The sequence below is a fragment of the Collinsella sp. SGI.178 genome (assembly GCF_050313495.1).
In the GTDB taxonomy this organism is placed as follows: Bacteria; Actinomycetota; Coriobacteriia; order Coriobacteriales; family Coriobacteriaceae; genus Collinsella.
Window position 1 is genome coordinate 71,663 of sequence record NZ_JBNPLM010000001.1, and the last position, 21,308, is coordinate 92,970.

Here is a 21,308-nt window from a genome sequence, read left to right on the forward strand (position 1 = left end):
TTGGCCTGTAGATGTTACAGATTGAGACATTTCCCCAGATAGGCGCCAAACATCTCGATCTGTAACAGTTAGGCGTTCTCCAGACCCCTAAACGTTACAGATTTAGACAAACCAGCAACGCCCAAGCATTCGTCTCGATCTGTAACGGGTAGACCGGTTTTTTGTCCCTAAACGTTACAGACCGAGACAAATAGACGGGCGGCGCTGCGAAGGCCCATCCCCTACTCCCATTCCTGATTGTAGATGTTGAGTGACTTTACGTAGCGCCCCTGGGCGCCCATGATGTCGCGAACCAGCCGTAAGAAGAAGCTGATACACGAGGTATCGAAGCCATCTTCTAGGTCCTCAGGATGCACGGCGCCAGGCCCGTCGACCGCCGTATCGCTCAGGCGCGCAATGTCGTAGAGGTAGAGCTGCCCCGCCGTCAGCCAGACATCGTCGACGCACGCGAGGCGCACCGCAATCGCGCCATCGCGCCAGTGCTCCTTTTGCACGATATGCGGATCGTAGACGTCAAAGCGACGGTCGGTACGCGTGTCACGCAGCGCGACCATACCGGTCGCGGGATCCTTATCCAAAATGCCAAAGCGAGAGAAATAGTGCGTGTCGCGCACCTGCTCGAGCCGTCTGAGCGAGACAGGCGAAAGCGACGCCGGCGGCTCGTCAACATACAGCTCAAGCAGCGTCTTGCCATGGTAATAGGGACGCTCGAACAGCAGCCAATCGGTAAATGCCATGTTATAGGCCATGATTTCATTTTGCGAGGGCTCCTCGCAATAGCTGAGCCATGGATCGACTATCACTTCGAACTGTGTACGCGCCGCCTCCAAAAACTGAAACTTGCGCAGCATCCAAAACTGGGCCATGCCGGCAATATCGTCACCGACGGCCTCGGCCAGACGTCCCCGGTCCAAAACATGATCAGCCATGGCATCCTCCTCAAACTGATAAACCTCAATTTGAGCTTACGAGGAGGGCGGGTGGTCGCCGCCATCACGGGCGAAATGGGCATCGGGCTGCAAACCAGATGCTGACCAAGCACTTGACGGGATACTTGCAGATTATACAAATTGCCACAAAATCGCGGGTAGAACTAGACGATTCACCCGCGCCGCTGTCCGCAAACAACTAAAGCCGCCACATAAACAGCAGAGCGCAACGAGCGCAAACGCCAACGGGTAGGCAGCCAAACGTCGGCAAACGAGCAAAAAACTCGCAAACCCGCAAGGAGTGTCCCCGGATGCCGGCACGTAAGGAACGTCCCCAGCTGCCGGCACTTGGGGACGTTCCTTATATGCCGGCCGTTGGGAACAGCCCTTGCCGATTCGATTGTTGAGTAACTCCGTGATTGTCTTACAGCCCCAGCGCCTCGGCGACCTCGGCTGCGCAGGCGAGGGCATCGGCCATGGCACTCACCACGAGCGAGCTGCCGTTGCGGGCATCGCCGGCCACATACACCGGCGCGGCATCCGCGGCAACGCCATCCACGCGAGCCGCAAGATGCGAGTCCTCGGAGGCCATCACGGGCAACGGACGGCCCGCCGTGGCAATAGGCACGTCAACAGCGTCGAACACGCCGTGCTCCGGACCCGTAAAGCCACAGGCGATCAGCACCAGCTGGGCCGGCACCTCGTGCTCGGAGCCCGCAATGCGCTCGGGCTTGCCGGCCGACCAGTCCAGATCGACCACGCGCAGGCCCGCGGCAGCGCCCTTCTTGTCCAGCAGCACCTCGAGCGTATCCACGCCCCAGGCACGCATCTCGCCGCCCATGGCAGCGATAGCCTCCTGCTGACCGTAGTCGGTCTTCTTAACGTTGGGCCACTGTGGCCAGGGGTTGCTCGCCGCACGCTTATCGGGTGCGGACGGCAAGAACTCAAACTGACGCACACTGCGTGCACCCTGGCGCACCGCGGTACCCACGCAGTCGTTGCCGGTATCGCCGCCGCCAATGACCACAACGTCCAGGCCGCGCGCGTTCACCGCGGGCTCACCGCCATCGAGCACCGAGACGGTCGAAGCCGTCAGGTAGTCCACGGCATACACCACGCCCGGGGCATCCACATTCGTAGCCAAAAGACCGCGGGGCGTACGAGCACCGGCAGCCACCACAACGGCGTCAAAACCATTGAGCTTGGCCGCCACCGCAGGGTTCGTAACGTCAGTACCCAGCTCAAAGACAATGCCCAGCTCGCGCATGAGCGCCACGCGGCGCTCGACCACGGACTTCTCGAGCTTCATGTTGGGAATGCCGTACATGAGCAGACCGCCTGGGCGGTCGTCGCGCTCAAACACCGTCACGCGGGCACCGCGACGCGCAAGTTCCCATGCAGCCACCAGGCCAGCCGGGCCAGAACCAACCACGGCGACCGAGGGCGCGTCCTCCCCTGCCGGCTCAAAGCGACGCGGGCCGCCGTTTGCCCATTCGTGGTCGCTGATCGCGCGCTCGTTATCGTGAATCGTTGTGGGCTGGCCGTCGACCGAACCCAGGTTGCACGCAGCCTCGCACAGTGCCGGGCACACGCGGCTCGTAAACTCGGGCATGGGCGAGGTGAGCGACAGGCGCTCGGCCGCCTCGTCCCAGCGACCGCGATACACCAGCTCGTTCCACTCGGGAATCAGGTTGTGCAGCGGACAGCCACTCGGACGCGCCTTGCCAAAGCTCGCACCCATCTGGCAAAACGCCACGCCGCACATCATGCAGCGGCTCGCCTGGGCGCGGCGCGCATCGTCGTCGAGCTCCACATACAGCGGATCGAAATCGCGGCTGCGCTCCTCCACGGGGCGCAGCTCGTGGGTCACGCGATCGATATCAAGAAAAGCACCGGGCTTACCCATGGCACTTACGCCTCCTTCTTGGTCGAAGCAACAGAGCTGACAGCCACGGGCGCAGTGCCCGCTGCACCGCCCGCGACATCAAAGCGAGCGACATCCGCGGCGCTCGCGCGGCCGGTCACGATGTCAAACGCCAACTCCTCGGCCTGCGCATGCGTCTTGCCCACGGCCTCGGCCGCAGCGACAATCGCCAGCACGCGCTCGTACTCGGTCGGAATGACCTTCACAAAGTGCTTACTCATCGAGTCGAAGCTGTAGAGCAGCTTAATGCCGCGCGGGCTCTGCGTCGCGTCCACGTGCTCCTGGATGAGCGCGCGAATCTGCGCCAGCTCGCCAGCCGTCGGGGCCTTGAGTTCCACGCTCTCGTGGTTCACACGGGCTTCGAGCGTGCCGTACTGGTCAAAGACATAGGCCACGCCACCCGTCATACCGGCGGCGAAGTTCTGCCCGACCTCGCCCAAGATGAGCGCCAAGCCGCCCGTCATGTACTCGCAGCCATGGTTGCCGCAGCCCTCGACCACCACAGTGGCACCGGAGTTACGCACGCCAAAGCGCTGGCCTGCCAGGCCGTTAATAAAGCCGCGTCCGCTCGTGGCACCAAAGAACGCCACGTTGCCCACGATGATGTTCTCGTCGAACTTGTAGGTCGCATGCGGGTTGGGGCGCACCGACACCTCGCCGCCCGAAAGGCCCTTGCCAAAGTAGTCGTTGGCGTCGCCGCACACGTTGAGCGTAATGCCGCGCGGCAGAAAGGCGCCAAAGCTCTGACCGGCCGAACCATCGCAATCGATGGTGATGGAGCCGGCGGGCAGGCCCTCGGGATGCGCCTTGGTCACCGCATTGCCCAGGATGGTGCCCACGCAACGGTTGACGTTGGCGATATCGGCGCGGAACCGAATCGGGCGCAGGTGCGCACGGGCATCGGCCGTATAGGGCACAAACAACGTGGAGTCGAGCGTCTTGTCGAGCTCGCTGTCCGCAGCCATCTGCGGCAGGAAGTGGCGACCGTCGGCGCCCGGGATATGGGCACCGAACTCGCAGGTCGCGCTCGCCAGCACGGGCGACAGATCAAGCAGGTTGGCCTTGCGGTTGCCCGGTACCTCGATCTGGCGCAGGCACTCGGGATGGCCGACCATCTCGTCGACGGTGCGGAAGCCCAGGCTCGCCATGACCTCACGCAGCTGCTCGGCAACAAAGAGCATAAAGTGCTCAACGTGCTCGGGCTTGCCGCGGAAGCCGCGACGCAGGCGACAGTTTTGCGTGGCGATGCCGGCCGGGCAGGTATCCTGCTGGCAGTCGCGCTGCATGAGGCAGCCCATGGAGATGAGCGGCATGGTCGCAAAGCCAAACTCCTCGGCGCCCAGCAGGCAGGCGACGGCAACATCGGTGCCATCCATGAGCTTGCCGTCGGCCTCGAGCACCACGCGGGAGCGCAGGCCGTTTTGCAGCAACGTCTGCTGAGCCTCGGCAAGGCCGAGCTCCAGCGGCAGGCCGGCGTGCCAAATGGAATCGCGCGCCGCGGCACCCGAGCCGCCATTGTGGCCGCTGATCAAGATCTTGTCGGCGGCACCCTTGGCCACACCGGTGGCGATGGTGCCGACGCCGGCCTCGCTGACCAGCTTGACCGACACGCGCGCACCGGGGTTGGCGTTCTTAAGATCAAAGATCAGCTCTGCCAGGTCCTCGATGGAGTAGATGTCGTGGTGCGGCGGAGGCGAGATCAGGCCGATGCCGGGCGTGGACTGACGGACCTCGGCGATCCAGGGGTAGACCTTCTTACCGGGCAGGTGGCCACCCTCGCCGGGCTTGGCGCCCTGGGCCATCTTGATCTGAATCTCGAAGGCGCTGCACAGGTAGCGGCTCGTTACGCCAAAGCGCGCACTTGCCACCTGCTTGATGGCGGAGTTCTTGGAGTCACCGTTAGCCAGCGGGGTCTCGCGACGCGGATCCTCGCCGCCCTCGCCCGAGTTAGAGCGTCCATGCAGGCGGTTCATGGCGATGGCCATGCACTCGTGCGCCTCTTTGCTGATAGAACCGTACGACATGGCACCGGTGTTAAAGCGGCGGACGATGTTGCGCGCGGGCTCCACCTCGTCGAGCGAAACCGGCGTGCGGCCGTTGGCATTAAAGTCGAGCAAGTCACGCAGGCGCACGGCACGGCCGGTGCGGTGCAGGCGGGCGCTGTACTCCTTAAAGGTATCGTAGCTGTCCTCACGACAGGCGGTCTGCAGTAAGTAGACAGTCTGCGGATCGATAAGGTGATCCTCGCCGCTGAGCGGGCGCCACTTGGTCAGACCCAGCGTGGGCAGCTGATCGGGAGCCGGGCTCTTAAGGATAGCGAGCGCGGCGTCGTAGCGCTCGTTTTGCTCGCGCTCAACATCCTCGACACCCATACCGCCCACACGGCTCACCGTGCCGGCGAAGTACGCGTTGACGAACTCCGGCGTAAAGCCCACGGCCTCGAAGATCTGCGCCGAATGGTAGCTCTGCACCGTGGAGATGCCCATCTTGGACATGATGGAAACGATGCCGGCGGTCGCAGCCTTATTGTAGTTGGCGATGCCCTGCTCGGCTGTCACGTCCAGATCGCCGTGCGCCGCCAAGTCGCGAATGCACGCATGCGCGTTGTACGGATAGATGCCGCTCGCGGAGTAGCCCACCAGCGCCGCAAAGTCGTGCGGAGACACGGCGTCGCCACACTCCACCACGATGTCGGCAAAGGTACGCACGCCGGCGCGGATCAGGTGGTTGTGCACGCAGCCCACGGCGAGCAGCGACGGCACGGGTACCTCGTCCGCTCCGGCGCGATCGCTCAACACCACGATGTTCACGCCGTCGCGGACCGCAGCCTCAACGTCCTCTGCAAGCTGCTTGAGCGCAGCCTGCAGCGCGCCCTCGCCGGCATCGCGGCGGTAAACGGCACGGAAACGGCGGGTCTTAAAGCCAACACGGTCAATCGCGCAAATGCGGTCGAACTCCTCCTCGCTCAGCAGCGGGCGCTCCAGACGCACCAGTTGGCAGGCCGTACGAGAGTCCTCGAGCAGGTTGCCGTGGTTGCCCAGGTAGAGCGTGGTCGAGGTGACCATATGCTCGCGCAGGGCGTCGATCGGCGGGTTCGTGACCTGGGCGAACAGTTGATAGAAGTAGTCAAAGAACGAGCGCGTCTTCTTGGACAGGCAGGCCAGCGGCGCATCGATACCCATCGAGGCGAGCGGGGCCTTGCCCTGCTGGGCCATGGGGCGCACGACCTCGTCAACATCATCCCAGTGGTAGCCGAGCTTGGCCATACGCACGGCGGCAGGCACCTCGGCATCCTCGGCGGGCGTTGCCGCGGCGGGCTTGTCGAGCGCGTCAACGGTCAGCGTCTCTTCGGCAATCCAATCGCGGTAGGGCTTTTCCTTGGCATAGCGGGCGCGCAGCTCATCATTGTAGATCACACGGCCGCGGGCAAAATCGACCTCGAGCATCTGGCCCGGTCCCAAACAACCGCTTGTCAGGATATTCTCGGGGCGCACCTCGATGGTGCCCACCTCGCTTGCCAGCATAAAGCGGCCGTCGCGCGTCACGTAGTAGCGAGCCGGGCGCAGGCCGTTGCGGTCGAGGGCGGCACCCAGCGTACGGCCGTCGGTAAAGGCGATGGCCGCCGGGCCGTCCCAGGGCTCCATGAGCATGGACTGGTAGGCATCGTAGGCGCGACGCTCCTCGCTCAGGTTGTCGTTGTGGTCCCACGGCTCGGGCAGCAACATGGACGCGGCACGCGTGAGCGGACGGCCGTTCATGACCAAAAACTCGAGTACATTATCCAGAATCGCGGAGTCGGAACCCTCGCGGTTGATGATGGGCATCACACGCTCAAGATCATGCTGCAGCACGGGACTGTACAGGTTAGGTTCGCGGGCGCGAATCCAGTTGACGTTGCCCTTGAGGGTGTTGATCTCGCCGTTGTGGATAATAAAGCGGTTGGGATGTGCGCGCTCCCAGCTAGGTGTGGTGTTGGTGGAGTAGCGCGAGTGGACGAGCGCCACGGCCGTCTTGACGGCGGCGTCGTTGAGATCGATAAAGAAGCGGCGCATCTGCGTGGCGACCAGCATGCCCTTGTACACGATGGTGCGCGAGCTCATGGAGCACACATAGAAGATCTTGTCGCGCAGGGCAAACTCGGCGTCGGCCTTCTTTTCGATGGTACGGCGGCACACGTACAGGCGACGCTCAAAGGCATCGCCGGCGGGCGTGTCGTCCGGACGGCCCAGGAAGGCCTGCAGGATGGTGGGCATGCAGGCGCGGGCCGTCTCGCCCAGATCGTGAGGGTCGACCGGCACCTCGCGCCAAAAGAGCAGCGGCACGCCGGCCTCGGCACAGCCTTCCTCAAACACGCGGCGGGCATCCTCTACGCCCTTGTCGTCCTGCGGGAAGAACAGCATGGCCACGCCATAGTCGCCCTCTGCCGGCAGAATCTGGCCGCACTTTTGAGCCTCTTTGCGGAAAAAGTGATGCGGAACCTGGAACAGGATGCCGGCGCCGTCGCCGGTATTCTTCTCGAGTCCCGTGCCACCGCGGTGCTCCAAGTTGACCAGAATGGACAGCGCATCGTCCAGAATCTGGTGGTGGCGCTCACCGTTGATATCGGCAAGAGCGCCGATGCCACATGCATCGTGGTCGAATTCGGGGCGATAAAGGCCCTGCTGCTGAGCGGAATCTGCCTGCATCGCGATCCTCCCCTAGATATTTAGACAGTCAGTTGAATAGGCATACTAGAAGCATCGCCGACCCATTGTGTTTCCCGCCCGTTTCGAAACAATTGCGTAACGCACGCCCTACGAGTGGACACCGCCGACCTCAAGGGCAAGAACAAGGGCCCCAGGTTCGGCCTGTAAGCTCACCGCTTCAAACATCTCAATCTGTAACAGGAAGACCCAATTTCGACGACTAACTGTTACAGATTGAGATGTTCTCGAGAGACGGTTACGAATGTCTCAATCTGTAACACGAGGGGCCGGTTTTGGCGGTCAGCTGTTACGGATCGAGATTATCCATAGGACCATTTCTTCCTGTCTCGATCTGTAACACCTAGGCCCAATTTCCATCCCTAGTTGTTACAGATCAAGACATTTCGGCAACCCCCTTTTACCATCCTATTCAAATACAACAATTTTGTTAGTCATGGTCAGATTTCGAGCCTAAAACGGGTATCCTTTGCGGCGTCAAACAAACGGCACGCAGGAGTGCACCATGATCGACCATCTCAAACATCACTTTGGCTCCCCGCGCACCGGCGGCCACGGCGGACTCGACATCGCACGGCATATCGGCCCCGGGCTGCTCGTGACCGTCGGCTTTATCGACCCGGGCAATTGGGCCTCCAATATGGCCGCCGGCTCGCAGTTTGGCTACGCGCTGCTGTGGATCGTCACGCTGTCCACGATCATGCTCATCGTGCTGCAACACAACGCGGCTCACTTGGGCATCGCCACGGGCATGTGTCTTGCCGAGGCCACGACGCGCCACCTGCCCCGCCTCGTCGGGCGTGCGATACTCGGCAGCGCGTATCTAGCCACGGTCGCCACCGCCATGGCCGAAGTCCTGGGCGGTGCGATCGCACTTCAAATGCTCTTTGGCCTGCCCGTACGTGCCGGCTGCATCATCGTGGCGGCGGCATCGATTGTCATGCTCATGACAAGCTCCTACAAACGCGCCGAACGCTGGATCATCGCCTTCGTGGGCGTGGTGGGACTTTCGTTTTTAGCCGAGCTTCTGCTGGTCAAGGTCGACTGGCCGCAAGCCGCCACAAGCTGGATTACACCCAGTATGCCCACCGGCTCAGTCGCGATTATCGTAAGTGTCCTAGGCGCGGTCGTTATGCCCCACAACCTCTTCCTGCACTCCGAGGTCATCCAATCCATGCACTTCGAAGGCCAAGGCGAGCAGGTTATCGAAGAACGCCTGCACTACGAGCTCTTCGACACGCTCTTTTCGATGGGTGTGGGCTGGGCAATCAACTCGGCCATGGTCATCCTGGCCGCAACGACCTTCTTTGCGCACGGCATTGTCGTAGACGACCTCGCCGTCGCAGCGGCCACGCTCTCCCCCATTCTGGGCCCGGCAAGCTCGACCATCTTTGCGGTGGCACTGCTGTTTGCGGGCATATCGAGTAGCGTGACGGCGGGCATGGCGGCGGGCACCATCACCGCGGGCATATTCGACGAGGAATACGACATCCACGACCGACATTCCTCGATCGGAGTGGCGGCCTGTTTCGTCGGCGCAGTGGCGGCGTGCCTGATCGTCCCGAATCCTTTTGAGGGTCTCATTTGGAGTCAGGCACTGTTGTCGCTTCAGCTGCCGATTACGGTCTTTGTGCTCATACGACTCACCAGCTCGCCCCGCGTCATGGGCAAATACGCCAACTCGCGCCCGCTCAACGCGTTGCTCGTAGGGATCGGTGTCATCGTGACGATTCTCGACATCGTGCTGCTAACGGGGATGTAATGGGATGGCGTGACTGTCCAGATATAACGTCTCAATCTGTAACACATGAGGCCGCTTTGAGCCCTTAGATGTTACAGATTGAGATTTTCTGAGAGATAGTTTCAGTTTGTCTCGATCTGTAACAAGTGGACCCAATTTCCGCGCCCAGATGTTACAGATCGAGATATTTCTTCAGCCCCAACCTTTTGTCTCGATCTGTAACAAGTAGAGGGGTTTTACGTGCCTAAATGTTATAGATTGAGATTTTGAGAATGATGGTTTTGGTTTGTCTCGTTCTGTAACAGGAAGACCCGTTTTGAGCCGTTAGATGTTGCAGGTTAAAACAAAAGGTCGGCCGGACTCACAACAGACAGGATCGGCTAATAGCAGCCGTGATCCCTTGGGGACGGAGGAAAAGGGCCCCGGCCGGGATATCCGACCGGGGCCCTTGGACAGAGCTACATGTTGCTGCAAGTCGTGTTTCTACGAACTACTCCTCGACGAGCTCAAACTGATCGGGACCGACGCCACACACCGGGCACACGTAATCCTCGGGCAGTTCGGGCGTGTCGACCTCTACCTCGTAACCGCAAACGGTGCACACGAACTTGTACGTCTTCTTTTCCTCGGCCATGATGTTCTCCTCTCGAACGTGGCTGCTGGTGTACTTTGCTTAATTAGTATATATTCTTAATAATATAATGCAAGCGGTTTTACCGCATTTCTACCCTTGGTACGAAGACGCCTTGGGCGGCGTCTTGCCCTTCAGGACCTTATGGTAGTAATCGTAGGTGAGCGGCGTCTCGTCGCTCAGGCGCTCGGCATCCTCGACCTCGCCGATAAACAGTAGATGCGTGCCCACATCCACTGTGTCGATCAAACGGCAGCTAAACAAGGCTGCCGCATGCTCGGGAACATAGGGCATGCCCAGTGCGGTCTCGCGCGTCTCGTACTTGGCAAATTTGTCATAGTTGCTGCTGGTACGGAATCCAAAGTTACCAATGTAGGGCATATCGGCCGTCTGATCGATCACGGTCAGCGCAAAGGCCTTGGCAGACGAGATAACGCCAGACGTGACATTTTCCTTGTTCACGGCAACCGAAATGCGCGGCGGCGTGGACGTCACCTGCACTGCGGTGTTGATAATACAGCCGGCGCGCGATCCATCTGCCGCGGCACTCACCACATACAGCCCGCACGGCATCGTAAAGAACGCAGCTTTATCCAAAACGATCACTCCCCTAACTCGGAATTGAGCCTTGCAGACGTATATACCCACAATGAGACATATGTGTCAGAACGGTAAGAAAAATGAGCCACACGCAGTTGCGGTGAAAAAGTCCCTGTTTAAGCCTGGATACCCAACAAACAGGAACTATTCCACCGCAACTTGCGAGGAGCAGACCGGGAGTACGACAACAGTGATGGATGAACATCCCCGCCCGCCCGGATATCAACCCTTAGCGATTACGCTCCTTAAGCGCGCGATCGATTTCGCGCTGAACGTCACGTTTGGCCATGTCCTCGCGTTTGTCGTAGAGCTTTTTGCCACGGCCCAGGCCCAACAGCAGCTTAACGCGACCATCGGTATTAAAGTAGAGCTCGAGCGGCACCAGTGCATAGCCGCGGTTGCGCAGTTTGCCGTCAAGAAAATCAATCTCCTTGCGATGCAGCAGCAGACGGCGCCGGCGATCGGGATCACGGTTCCACACGCCACCGTGACTATAGGGATGGATGTGCAAACCCACCAGCCAGCACTCGCCGCCGCGAATCAGCGCAAAAGTATCGGTAATCTGACAGGCGCGCTCGCGAATCGACTTGACCTCGGTACCGCTCAACTCAATGCCGCACTCAAAGGTCTCGTCGATAAAGTATTCGTGATGCGCCGAACGATTCTTGGAGATGAGCTTGCGCTCGCGCTTACTGGGCATCGCCGGCCTCCTCGGCGTCATCGGCTTTCCCGCTCGCGGCCTCGCGTTTGGCCTTGCGCTCGGCGTTGAGCTCGGCATCGCTTTCGCGCACCAGCTTAATGATCGCCGCGCATGCCTCCTCGCCCACCAGGTCGCGGGCACGGACCGTCAGGCGTGTAGCCTCCTGCTTGTCACCGTCGCCCGCAGCGTCGGTCGCACACATAATCAGACAAATGGCAATCTCGGCCGAAGGCGAGGTCGGTACGCCCTGCAACGCCAGCTCGCCCATCACATGCTCATCACTCTCGTCGGCGGCATCCGGATAGGTGGCATGGATCTTGCTGAGCAAGCGCGTCGTATGTGAATCGCCAGGGGCCAAGCGCAGCGCCAGACGTGCGCAACCCACGGCCGCCGAGACGTTCTCGGTCTCGGGCTCCAAAAAGTACTGGCCCAAGTTGGCGTAGGCGCGGGCGGCGCACCTGCCGTCACTCGCACGCTCCAGCACCGAAAACGAAAGCGAAGCCCACTCCTGCTTGTCCTCGAGCGCACGGAACAGCTCGGCCAGATCCAGTCGGTAGTTGCAGTTCATGGGGTCCCAGCGCACGGCCTGCATCAAGGCATTGCGAGCGCTCACATAATCCTGCTGACGGATGTAGGCAAACGCCATGTCGGAGTACAGGCGGTCAAACGGCACCTCGACCTGCACCAGCTCGCGTGGATCCTTTTCCACGCGGCGGTAGGCCAGGCGCTCAAACTTGCTATCGAAGCTAAAGTACTGGCGGTTCTCCTCCGTTTTGCACTCGGCATCGATATACTCCTCGGCGAGCTCCACCAAACGCTCCAGCAGCGGCGTCGCCGTGGCCAGGTCTCCCTGCGCCAGGTAATTCTCGGCATACGTAATGTCTTGTAGGCTGATGGGCAGGTCCATGGCAACTCCTCGGTCCAGGTGAAACGCGGCTCATTCCACACATGCGGTGTATACACAAAACCCGGGTCTCTTGCGAGGCCCGGGCATTCAATTTTTGGTAGCCCGTACCAGATTCGAACTGGTGATCTCCGCCTTGAGAGGGCGGCGTCCTAAACCGCTAGACGAACGGGCCATATGTAGCAAATGCAATGGCTGGGATGGAGGGAGTCGAACCCCCATTGACGGAACCAGAATCCGCTGTCCTGCCATTAGACGACATCCCAATGACTGCATCGCTGCGCTCGGCTGTGCCTTTGCGCAAGAAAGAAATATACGGGAAGCATCGCGATGACGCAAGTCTTTATTTTGACTTTTTTAAAATTGGCCTGATTTTAGCCAACCCGTGAAGGACCTGTGAAGCGACACATCTGCCCCTTATGGACAAAGGATGGCGAAGCGATACTTCGACAAGCACGCATAGCTCTTCGGCCCGCACGGGTGGCCGCGGTTCAAAAACTGACCGGAGCAAGCCTGTCAGCGAAAACTGTATCCCAAAATCGGCATCCAAAACGGGATACAGCTTCCCCGCAGTCGCTACAGCAATGCCTCGGTCCAAGCCGCTTCCCTAAAGCCGGGGATCGCAAAGTCGTCGCCCACCAGCAGCGGGCGCTTAACCAGCATGCCGTCAGTCGCCAGCAGCTCGCAGCATTCCTGGTCCGTCATACCCGCATCCAGGCGCGCTTTCAGACCAAGCTCTCGATATTTCATGCCCGACGAGTTAAAGAAGCGTCGCACCGGCAATCCCGACCGCGCAACCCACGCGGAAAGCTCCTCGGCTGTTGGGTTATCCGCTACGATATCGCGATCGATATACTCAACCCCGTGCTCATCCAGCCATGCCTTAGCCTTTTTACAGGTAGAGCACTTGGGATACTCAACAAATAGCACTGCCACAGGAATCTCCTCTTCGTAAAGACGCATGTCTGGGTAAGCGCCGAAGCGTCGATGGCGCGTATCGACAGTTGACATTGTAACCGGTTGCCATAAAGAGTATCCAACGATGCCGGTAGTATCTTGGGTATCCAGACACGTCTTGCATGGGCGCCGATGGGACGAGTGGCATAACGCGCCAACGCGGCCACCAGCAGCACCAGCACGATAGCGGTGACATCGCCCGCAGCATCGAAACCCAGGTCAATAATGTCGAAGTGCCTGCCGGGAACAAAAATCTTATGCACCCGGTCGCCAACCAAGTTTTTTCTGGTCAAACTAATGGATGAGCTTAAAGTCCAAGTGCCCGCGGGTCGTGTTGACACGCGAGACCTCGATGATCACGCGTTGCCCCAACTCAAAACGGCGCCCCGTGTCGGCACCCGTCAACGTGAGCGCGTCCTCGTCAAACTCGAACCACTCGCTTCCCAAACTCTTAATCGAGACCAAGCCCTCGACCTGTGTCAGGTCGAGGCGCACAAAGAAGCCCATGCTGCTGACCCACGAAATGGTTCCGGCATAGCGCTCGCCCAGACGATCCTCGTAATACTGGGCAATCTTAATCTTTTGCGTCGCATGGCTGGCGGCGTCGGCCGCACGCTCGGCATCGCTGCATGCACGGCAAATCTGCGGCAAGATGCGCGGCAGCGACTCGCGACCCCTGCCGATCAGCCGCGGCGTGCGCACCAAGGCATCCTTGCCGCCCAGCTGCTCATACGCCAGCTGCAATTTGAGCACGCGATGGACAACAAGGTCCGGATAGCGTCGGATAGGGCTCGTAAAGTGGCAGTAGCACGGCGCGGCGAGCGCAAAGTGGCCCTCGTTGCGCGGCTTGTACAGCGCGCGCTGCATACTGCGCAATAGCAACGTGTTGACAAGCGGGGCATTTGCCGTGCCAGCGGCAGCGTCAACCGCCGCCTGCAGCTCATCGGGACTTCCCAGGGCAATGCCGGCCGCGCGGCGATCGTCGATGATACCCAGCTGCGCCAGCGCCACAGCGGCCCCGTGCAAGCTGTCGGGGCTGGGATCCTCATGCACGCGATAGCATGCCTCAATATCGCGGTCTGCCAGCCACTCGGCAACGCACTCGTTGGCAAGCAGCATAGCTTCCTCGATGAGCGACGTGGCACACGAGCGCTCGCGGGCCACGATCTGCACGGGAATGCCGTCCTCGTCCAGCAAAGCGCGAATCTCCGCCGTGTCAAAGTCGACCGAGCCGCGCGCACGGCGAATGCGACGGCGTCGCTCGGCAAGCTCGTTGGCAGCAACTAGGAAATCGCTCAGATCCACGTCGTAGTCGCGGGCAGTCTCTTCGCAAGTCAAACCGCGCTCAAGCGCCTCCTCGCGCGACGCCTCGGCTGCAGCAACATCCTCGGCGGCACCTTCCAACACGGAGTACTCCACCGCACCGGCACGCACCAGCAGTGCCTCGGCACCGTCATAGTCCATGCGCACGCGCGAGCGAATCACGCTAGGATACGGATCGTAGTGGCGGACGTGCCCCTGCGCATCGAGCTCGATGTCGACGGTAAACGCCAGGCGATCCTCGTCGGGGCGCAAGGAACACAGGTCATTCGACAGGCGCTCGGGCAACATGGGAAGCACGCGATCGGCAAGGTACACCGACGTCGTGCGATGGCGAGCCTCTAGGTCGATGTGTCCGTCCCAGGCCACATAATGCGATACATCGGCGATATGGACACCCAGCTTGTAGCCGCCCTGCGTCGTGCGCTCCAAAGAGATGGCGTCGTCAAAGTCGCGCGCGTCGACCGGATCGATCGTGATGATAAAACGGTCGCGCAGATCACGGCGAAGTGGGTCCTTAAGAGCTGTCGCCACGTCGAGCGATAGCTCCTCGGCCTCGGCAAGGGCGGTCTCGGGATAACTATCGGTATAGCCGTAACGAGCCATGACATATTGAACGCCCAAGTCGGGCGCATCGTCGCCGCCAATGCGGCGCTCAAGAGTCACGGTGCCCGATTCCAGGCGTGTCGGATAGGTCAAAATGCGTGCGACGACTGCATCGCCCGGATGCACGCCCAAACGCTCCGCCGAAGTATCCTCGGGCAAAATAAAGAAATCGGCCTTGAGACGCGAATCAAGCGGCTCGATCACACCGAGGGGGCCTGCCGTCTGATACGTGCCCACCACGCTTATGGCCGCGCGCTCGACAACGCCCTCGATCACGGCACGGCGATCGCCGCGCGGTCCGGTCTTAATGCTCACGGCCACGATGTCGCCGTCCATAATCTCGCGCTTGCCGCGACCCATAACCTTATAGTCGCCATTATCGGTGACAACATAGGCGCTGTGCTCATGGAGCTGCACACGGCCCGTCAGGCTGGGACGCCGCTCGCTACGCACCGGCGCGCGCTTGTTGCGAGCGCTACGCTTATGTTTGTTATTGCGCCCCATGGCGCCTCCTTACTATCTGTTGCGGGGCCCGCAGGCGCAACCGCATCATGTCAAAACACCGTGCAGGCCTAAACCGCACGCATCAAAGAGTCTACCCAATCAACAACGGGGCACGCACCTCGCGTCATGATCCCTATGTGACGGAGAAAATCGAATTATCGAGACAAGCCGAACTGCCGGTGAGCCCTTTTCCTCCGTCGCACGGGAATCAAAAAACGGGCCGCCCCAGAGCGGGACGGCCCGTTAGCAAAACTAATTCCAGCTGTGTCTACACGCGCAGGTAGCGACGCATGGCAATGGCGGAACCAAAGAGACCGATGATCACGCCGACCAGAATCAGTGCGGCATACGTCACCAGGTAGTATTGCATCGGCAGCGCAAACGACATCCAGCCAATGCTCTCCTGAAGACGCGGAACCAACAGGTTGCGAAGCAGCTCCAAAACACCGATGGAAAGCAGCGAGCCCAAAACGGCCTGCAGCACGCCCTCGGTGATAAACGGACCGCGAATAAAGCCATTGCTGGCGCCCACCAAGCGCATGATAGCAATCTCGCGGCGGCGAGCCGTAATCGACAGGCGAATCGTGTTGTTGATAAAGATGAACGCGATAAACGTCAGCAAACCAACAAGCACAACGGCAGCGATGCGGATGTAGTTCGTCACCTGGAACAGGCGGCTCACTTCCTCCTGACCGTACAGAACGCTCGCATCGACGTCACCGTCATCCGCGATCTTCTGGAAATCGGAGTTCTTCTTGAGCTTCTTGGCCGTGCTCTCGACCTGGGACGGATCGTCCATCTCGATCGCGAACGAAGCAGGCAGCGGATTCTGGCCATCAAGTGCGCTCAGAGTGGCGTCGGCGTTACCCGACATCTTGCTCGTGTACTCGGCCAGCGCGTCGTCCTTGTCCTTATAGGTCACGGACTTAACGTTGTTCCACGTCTTGAGCTCACTCTCGAAAGCCTGGACGTCGGCCTGGTCGGCGTCATCGCTAATAAACGCGTTGATAACAACCTGGTCCTCAACGGTGCCGATCACGGAGTTCAGCATCGCGGAACCCATGATGAACAGGCCGATGATAAACAGCGAAAGGAAAATCGTGATGACGGCGCCGAGCGAGGTGGTCCAGTTACGGAAGAAGTGGCTCATTGCCTCTTTGAGCGAATAGCCCACGTTAGTTGGTGCCATAGTTGCCGTAACCTCCCCTCTCCTGGTCGCGGATTACGTGGCCGCCCTCGAGGGCGATCACGCGACGATGCATACTATCGACCATCTCGCGATCGTGGGTAGCCACGATCACGGTCGTGCCGGTGCGGTTAATGCGCTCGAGCAGCTTCATGATGCCGAGCGAAATTGCCGGGTCGAGGTTGCCCGTTGGCTCGTCGCAAATCAGCAGCGGCGGACGGTTGACCATGGCGCGGGCGACGGCCACGCGCTGTTGCTCGCCGCCGGAAAGCTGATCGGGCAGCGAGTCCATCTGATCGGCCAAACCGACCAGACGCAGTACCTCGGGCACCTGGCTGCGAATGACGCCCTTGGGCTTGCCTATGCACTGCAGGGCAAACGCCACGTTTTCATAGGCGGTCTTTTGCGGCAGAAGCTTAAAGTCCTGGAACACGGCGCCAATCTGGCGGCGCAGGAAGGGAACCTTGCGGTTCTTGATTTTCATGAGATCCTGACCGGCGACCAAAATGCGACCGCTCGTAGGCCTGACATCACGGTTGAGCGTGGAAAGCAGCGTGGTCTTACCCGATCCGGAATGACCGACCAAGAAGACGAACTCACCCGGATAGATCTCGATGTTGATGTCGTCGAGTGCGGGCTTGTTGGGCTGTGCCGGGTAGATCTTGGTGACATGTTCCATCAGAATGACGGGCTCGACACCGGCCTGCTTGGCCATCTTCTTGCGACTTGCCTGCGGATCGATAGGCGCGAACACCGACGTAAAATCGGGGTTGTTGAGCGCGTTGTCAAGACTTGCGACCTCGGCAGCCTGATCATTCTCGACCATGGGCGCAGCGGGCTGCGTAGGATCGGGAATGCCGGCAAAGAGGCCGGACTGCGCCGGCTGCGGCACGGGCGTAGCAGGAACCATGGGATCGGGAATGCCCGCCATGGTCGGCTGAGGCTCGGCTGACGTCTGAGGCTGGTTCACGCGAGCAGTCACCTTTTGGACGGGCTCAAAGCCCGCAGCGGCAGAAAGCTCGACATCGCTGGTGGGATTGTAGGCAAAGGGATCGGATGCCGGCCGTGCCTGATCTGCCGGCTGTGCGGGGGCCTGGGCAATATGCTGGCCCTCTGAATCCGGAGTGGCGAAACGTGTGCCCGGGACACCTTGCCGTGTCTTGGGGGCCTCATCGCCCGCACCGGAGGTACGGAAGTGGTTACCCACTGGTGCTCCTTATCATCGTGCGTTTAAACTACATGAGCGCTTTGTATTTTAGCAGCATTAGCTTCACTGCACATAAGAAGCATGGCAGGGTTTTGGTCTCACCGGCCGCGCACAGGGCTACCTCCCAAATCGTCCTCGGACATGTCGGAGTCCCCGCTGCGCGCTTCGCGCTGCGGGGACTCCTCCGTCCTGCGGAATGATTTGGGAGGTAGCCCTGTGCGCGGCCTGCGGCTACTAAGGAGTCGCCGCGTTTTTCTTGGGGTGCTGCATATACAAAGTTGGAAGGGCTGAGTTGCACTTTGTTGGTCTGGGTCCGCTTCCCGGAGGAAGCCCTTGCTTGGTGCGGGCCTGATTTGTTTGTTGCCGACAAAAACAGGGGCGCCCTCTTTGGGGGCGCCCCTGTTCTGGCTTGCTTACGGTTGCTAAAGCGATACTTTGCCTCGTCTTGCCCTAGGCCAAGAACTCCTTGGTGGTTGCCACGATGTTGGCGGCATCCAGGCCGTACTTGTGCAGGAGCTCGGCGCCCGGGCCGGACTCGCCAAAGGTATCGTTGACGCCAATCTTCTTGAGCGGCGTCGGGCACTGCTCGCAGAGCACGTCGGCAACGGCGCTGCCCAGGCCGCCGATCACGGAGTGCTCCTCGACGGTCACGACGTGGCCGGTCTTGGCGGCGCTCTTGACGATCAGATCGGCGTCGATGGGCTTAATGGTGTGCATGTTGATGACCTCGGCGTCGATGCCCTCGGCAGCGAGCTGCTCGGCAGCCTCGAGAGCCTCGCCAACCATCAGGCCGCAGGCGATGATGGTCACATCGGCGCCCTCGCGCATGACGATGCCGCGGCCCAGCTCGAACTTGTAGGTCTCGGGGTCGTTGATGACCGGCGAGGCCAAACGGGCAAAGCGCATGTACACGGGGCCGTCGCACTCGTAGGCGGCGCGGACCACGGCGCGGGCCTCCACGTCGTCGGCCGGGACAATCACGGTCATGCCAGGGATAACACGCATAAGGGCGATATCCTCGCAGCACTGGTGCGTGGCACCGTCCTCGCCCACCGAAATACCGGCGTGCGTGGCGCCGATCTTGACGTTGAGGTGCGGATAGCCGATGGAGTTACGGACCTGCTCAAAAGCGCGGCCGGCGGCAAACATGGCAAAGGTGCTCGCGAAGGCAGTACGACCGGTGGTCGCGATACCGGCGGCGACACCCATCAGGTTGCTCTCGGCAATGCCCACATCAAAGAAGCGGTCGGGGCAGGCGGCCTTAAACTTACCGGTCTGCGTGGCGGCGGCCAGGTCGGCGTCGAGGACCACAAAGTCGTCGTGCTCGGCAGCGAGCTCAACGAGGGCCTCGCCGTAGCTTACACGCGTGGCGATTTTCTTGACGTCTGCCATCCTAGAGCTCCTCTCCGGCGGCCGTGAGCTCTGCCATGGCCTGCTCAAACTGTTCATCGTTGGGGGCCTTGCCGTGCCAACCAACCTGGTTCTCCATAAAGGAAACGCCCTTGCCCTTCATGGTCTCGGCGATAATGGCGGTAGGCTGACCCTTGGTGGCGCGAGCCTCGGCAAAGGCGGCGCGAATCTGACCGAAGTCGTTGCCGTCGGCGAGCTCCACCACGTGGAACTTAAAGGCGCGGAACTTGTCGGCGAGCGGCATGGGATCGTTGACCTCCTCGACGGGACCGTCAATCTGCAGGCCGTTGTGGTCAACGATCACGCAGAGGTTGTCGAGCTGCTGATTGCCGGCAAACATGGCGGCCTCCCAGACCTGGCCCTCCTCGCTCTCGCCGTCGCCCAGCAGGGCGTACGTGCGGTAAGTATCGCCCCAGTGCTTGGCGGCGACGGCCATGCCCACGGCGGCGGAGATGCCCTGGCCCAGCGAGCCGGTGGACATGTCGACGCCCGGGGTGTCGTTCATGTTGGGGTGGCCCTGCAGGTGGCTGCCGATATGGCGCAGCGTCTCGAGGTCCTCCTTGGGGAAGAATCCGCGCTCGGCGAGCACGGCGTACAGACCCGGAGCGCAATGGCCCTTGGAGAGCACAAAGCGGTCGCGGTCGGCCTTGCGAGGATCGGCCGGGTCGACATTCATTTCCTCAAAGTACAGATAAGTCATGATGTCGGCAGAGCCGAGCGAACCGCCCGGATGGCCGGACTTGGCAGCGTGCACGCCGGTGACGATGCCCTTCCTTACCTCATTGGCAACCTTTTTGAGCTCTTCGTCGCTCATTGTGCCTTCCTTTCATCCTCTTTAGACAAGATGCGCACGGCGCAGAAGGTAATCCCAACCCAGCCGCAATGCACGTGCGCCATTCATTATGCTGGAAACTGAAGGCTTTACCAGAGTTTTTATCATTATTTGAATAATTTAGCTGGCAGACCCGCTGATGAATCGGTTTATCAATGTGAACGTCTTTTGGATGGAGCGCAGTCTGCCCTACGCGTTAATGTCCTTGAACCCCTCGCCGAAGGCTTCCGTAACGTCGGCGACCGTCACGATAGCTTGAGGATCGCGCTCACGCACGATGGTCTTGAGTGTATTGAGCTCGCGGCGGCTAACGATCACCATAATCACCGGCTTCTCAGCGCCCGAATACATACCGGTCGCTTTTAATTTAGTGCAGCCGCGACCCAGGCCATACATGATATCGGCCGCGATATCGGGAAAATTGTCCGAGATGATGAGCACCATACGGCGCTTGTTGCCGCCATCGACCACAGCGTCGATCACATAGCCGCTAATTACCATCGAAAGCCCTGCATACAGCGCGTTCTCCAGAGAGAAGACAGGGGCCGATGCCGCGCATACGGCGACATCGATCGCCATGACGGTCGAACCCACCGGCAGCGAGGTATTACGCGAGATAATCTGGCCGATGGTGTCGGAGCCGCCGGTGTTGGCGCCGGCGCGTAACACCATGCCGTAACCAATGCCCGTGATAATGCCGCCCCACATAGCGGGAAGCATCAGGTCTGCATCTGCCAGAGGCGCTACAAACGGGGCAAACAGGTCGGTAAAGAAGCCCAGTAGCACAAAGCCTGTCGCCGTCTGTACCACATAGAACATGCCGCCCTCGCGCATGACGACCAGCAACAGCAAGGCATTCATCACGATGGTTTGGATACCGACGGGCAGCGACACGCCCCGCGCGGCACCGACCGCCTGGATAATAGTCGCAAGGCCCGTAACGCCACCGGCGGCAAGACCGTTGGGAATCAAAAACAGGTCGGTCGCGATGGCCGCCAAAGCGCACCCAAGCATGATCTGGGGCAGATCGTGGAAGAAGTTCATTGAAAGAATGCGCTTGATATCCAGACGATACGCCATGCTACCTCCCTCAAAAAAGCGCACCCCATTGGGTGCGCTTTGAACTTCTTACCGTATTTGATTCTACCGATTCG

At 60.5% G+C, this 21,308-nt stretch carries 15 protein-coding genes and 2 tRNA genes; 1 reads left to right on the top strand and 16 read right to left on the bottom strand.

The genetic code is table 11. From position 1 onward, the window contains the following. Positions 1 to 221 precede the first annotated feature (221 nt). From ACQRAQ_RS00250 to gltB, 3 genes are all read right to left on the bottom strand, one after another. Positions 222 to 929, bottom strand: coding sequence for a hypothetical protein (locus tag ACQRAQ_RS00250; RefSeq protein WP_427793350.1), 708 nt, complete (start codon positions 927 to 929; stop codon positions 222 to 224). Between the two features lie 424 nt (positions 930 to 1,353). Further along, positions 1,354 to 2,835, bottom strand: a complete 1,482-nt coding sequence (locus tag ACQRAQ_RS00255; protein ID WP_427793352.1) for a glutamate synthase subunit beta — start codon at positions 2,833 to 2,835, stop codon at positions 1,354 to 1,356. Positions 2,836 to 2,840: 5 nt separating this feature from the next. After that, positions 2,841 to 7,538, bottom strand: a complete 4,698-nt coding sequence (gltB, locus tag ACQRAQ_RS00260) for a glutamate synthase large subunit (protein ID WP_427793354.1) — start codon at positions 7,536 to 7,538, stop codon at positions 2,841 to 2,843. A gap of 523 nt (positions 7,539 to 8,061) precedes the next feature. Here gltB and ACQRAQ_RS00265 point away from each other — a divergent pair. Then, positions 8,062 to 9,318, top strand: coding sequence for an Nramp family divalent metal transporter (locus tag ACQRAQ_RS00265; RefSeq protein ID WP_427717762.1), 1,257 nt, complete (start codon positions 8,062 to 8,064; stop codon positions 9,316 to 9,318). Between the two features lie 469 nt (positions 9,319 to 9,787). Here ACQRAQ_RS00265 and ACQRAQ_RS00270 read toward each other — a convergent pair whose 3' ends face one another. The 13 genes from ACQRAQ_RS00270 to ACQRAQ_RS00330 form a co-directional block, all read right to left on the bottom strand. Next, positions 9,788 to 9,931, bottom strand: coding sequence for a rubredoxin-like domain-containing protein (locus ACQRAQ_RS00270; RefSeq protein WP_035137395.1), 144 nt, complete (start codon positions 9,929 to 9,931; stop codon positions 9,788 to 9,790). A 90-nt stretch (positions 9,932 to 10,021) separates the two neighbouring features. After that, the gene (locus ACQRAQ_RS00275; protein WP_427747711.1) at positions 10,022 to 10,525 is read right to left on the bottom strand and encodes a flavin reductase family protein; all 504 of its coding nucleotides are present in this window, start codon (positions 10,523 to 10,525) and stop codon (positions 10,022 to 10,024) included. Positions 10,526 to 10,757: 232 nt separating this feature from the next. After that, on the bottom strand, positions 10,758 to 11,228 hold the full coding sequence (smpB, locus tag ACQRAQ_RS00280; protein ID WP_006235325.1) for an SsrA-binding protein SmpB: 471 nt from the start codon (positions 11,226 to 11,228) through the stop codon (positions 10,758 to 10,760). After that, positions 11,218 to 12,135, bottom strand: a complete 918-nt coding sequence (locus tag ACQRAQ_RS00285; RefSeq protein WP_427727424.1) for a hypothetical protein — start codon at positions 12,133 to 12,135, stop codon at positions 11,218 to 11,220. Before ACQRAQ_RS00285 ends, smpB begins: the two co-directional genes overlap by 11 nt. Positions 12,136 to 12,230: 95 nt before the next feature. Beyond that, positions 12,231 to 12,307: transfer RNA gene (locus tag ACQRAQ_RS00290), tRNA-Glu, on the bottom strand. Between the two features lie 17 nt (positions 12,308 to 12,324). Further along, positions 12,325 to 12,398, bottom strand: a tRNA-Gln gene (locus ACQRAQ_RS00295). 310 nt (positions 12,399 to 12,708) lie between these two features. Beyond that, positions 12,709 to 13,068 carry an arsenate reductase family protein gene (locus tag ACQRAQ_RS00300; protein WP_427727422.1) on the bottom strand — a complete coding sequence of 120 codons (360 nt, stop codon included), beginning with the start codon at positions 13,066 to 13,068 and terminating at the stop codon, positions 12,709 to 12,711. A gap of 315 nt (positions 13,069 to 13,383) precedes the next feature. Then, positions 13,384 to 15,519 carry a ribonuclease R family protein gene (locus tag ACQRAQ_RS00305; RefSeq protein WP_427793356.1) on the bottom strand — a complete coding sequence of 712 codons (2,136 nt, stop codon included), beginning with the start codon at positions 15,517 to 15,519 and terminating at the stop codon, positions 13,384 to 13,386. A 268-nt stretch (positions 15,520 to 15,787) separates the two neighbouring features. Then, a complete protein-coding gene (gene ftsX / locus ACQRAQ_RS00310; RefSeq protein ID WP_154515997.1) occupies positions 15,788 to 16,708 on the bottom strand; it encodes a permease-like cell division protein FtsX in 921 nt (306 codons plus the stop codon). Beyond that, entirely contained in the window at positions 16,695 to 17,912 is a 1,218-nt protein-coding gene (gene ftsE, locus ACQRAQ_RS00315) for a cell division ATP-binding protein FtsE (protein ID WP_427727416.1), read from the bottom strand. Before ftsE ends, ftsX begins: the two co-directional genes overlap by 14 nt. 450 nt (positions 17,913 to 18,362) lie before the next feature. Further along, positions 18,363 to 19,304 (bottom strand): transketolase family protein, encoded by a 942-nt coding sequence (locus ACQRAQ_RS00320; protein ID WP_427793358.1) that lies wholly within the window; start codon positions 19,302 to 19,304, stop codon positions 18,363 to 18,365. 1 nt (position 19,305) lies between these two features. Further along, positions 19,306 to 20,136, bottom strand: a complete 831-nt coding sequence (locus ACQRAQ_RS00325; RefSeq protein ID WP_154516003.1) for a transketolase — start codon at positions 20,134 to 20,136, stop codon at positions 19,306 to 19,308. 207 nt (positions 20,137 to 20,343) lie between these two features. Then, a complete protein-coding gene (locus ACQRAQ_RS00330) occupies positions 20,344 to 21,234 on the bottom strand; it encodes a YitT family protein (RefSeq protein WP_427793360.1) in 891 nt (296 codons plus the stop codon). Between the last annotated feature and the right edge of the window lie 74 nt (positions 21,235 to 21,308).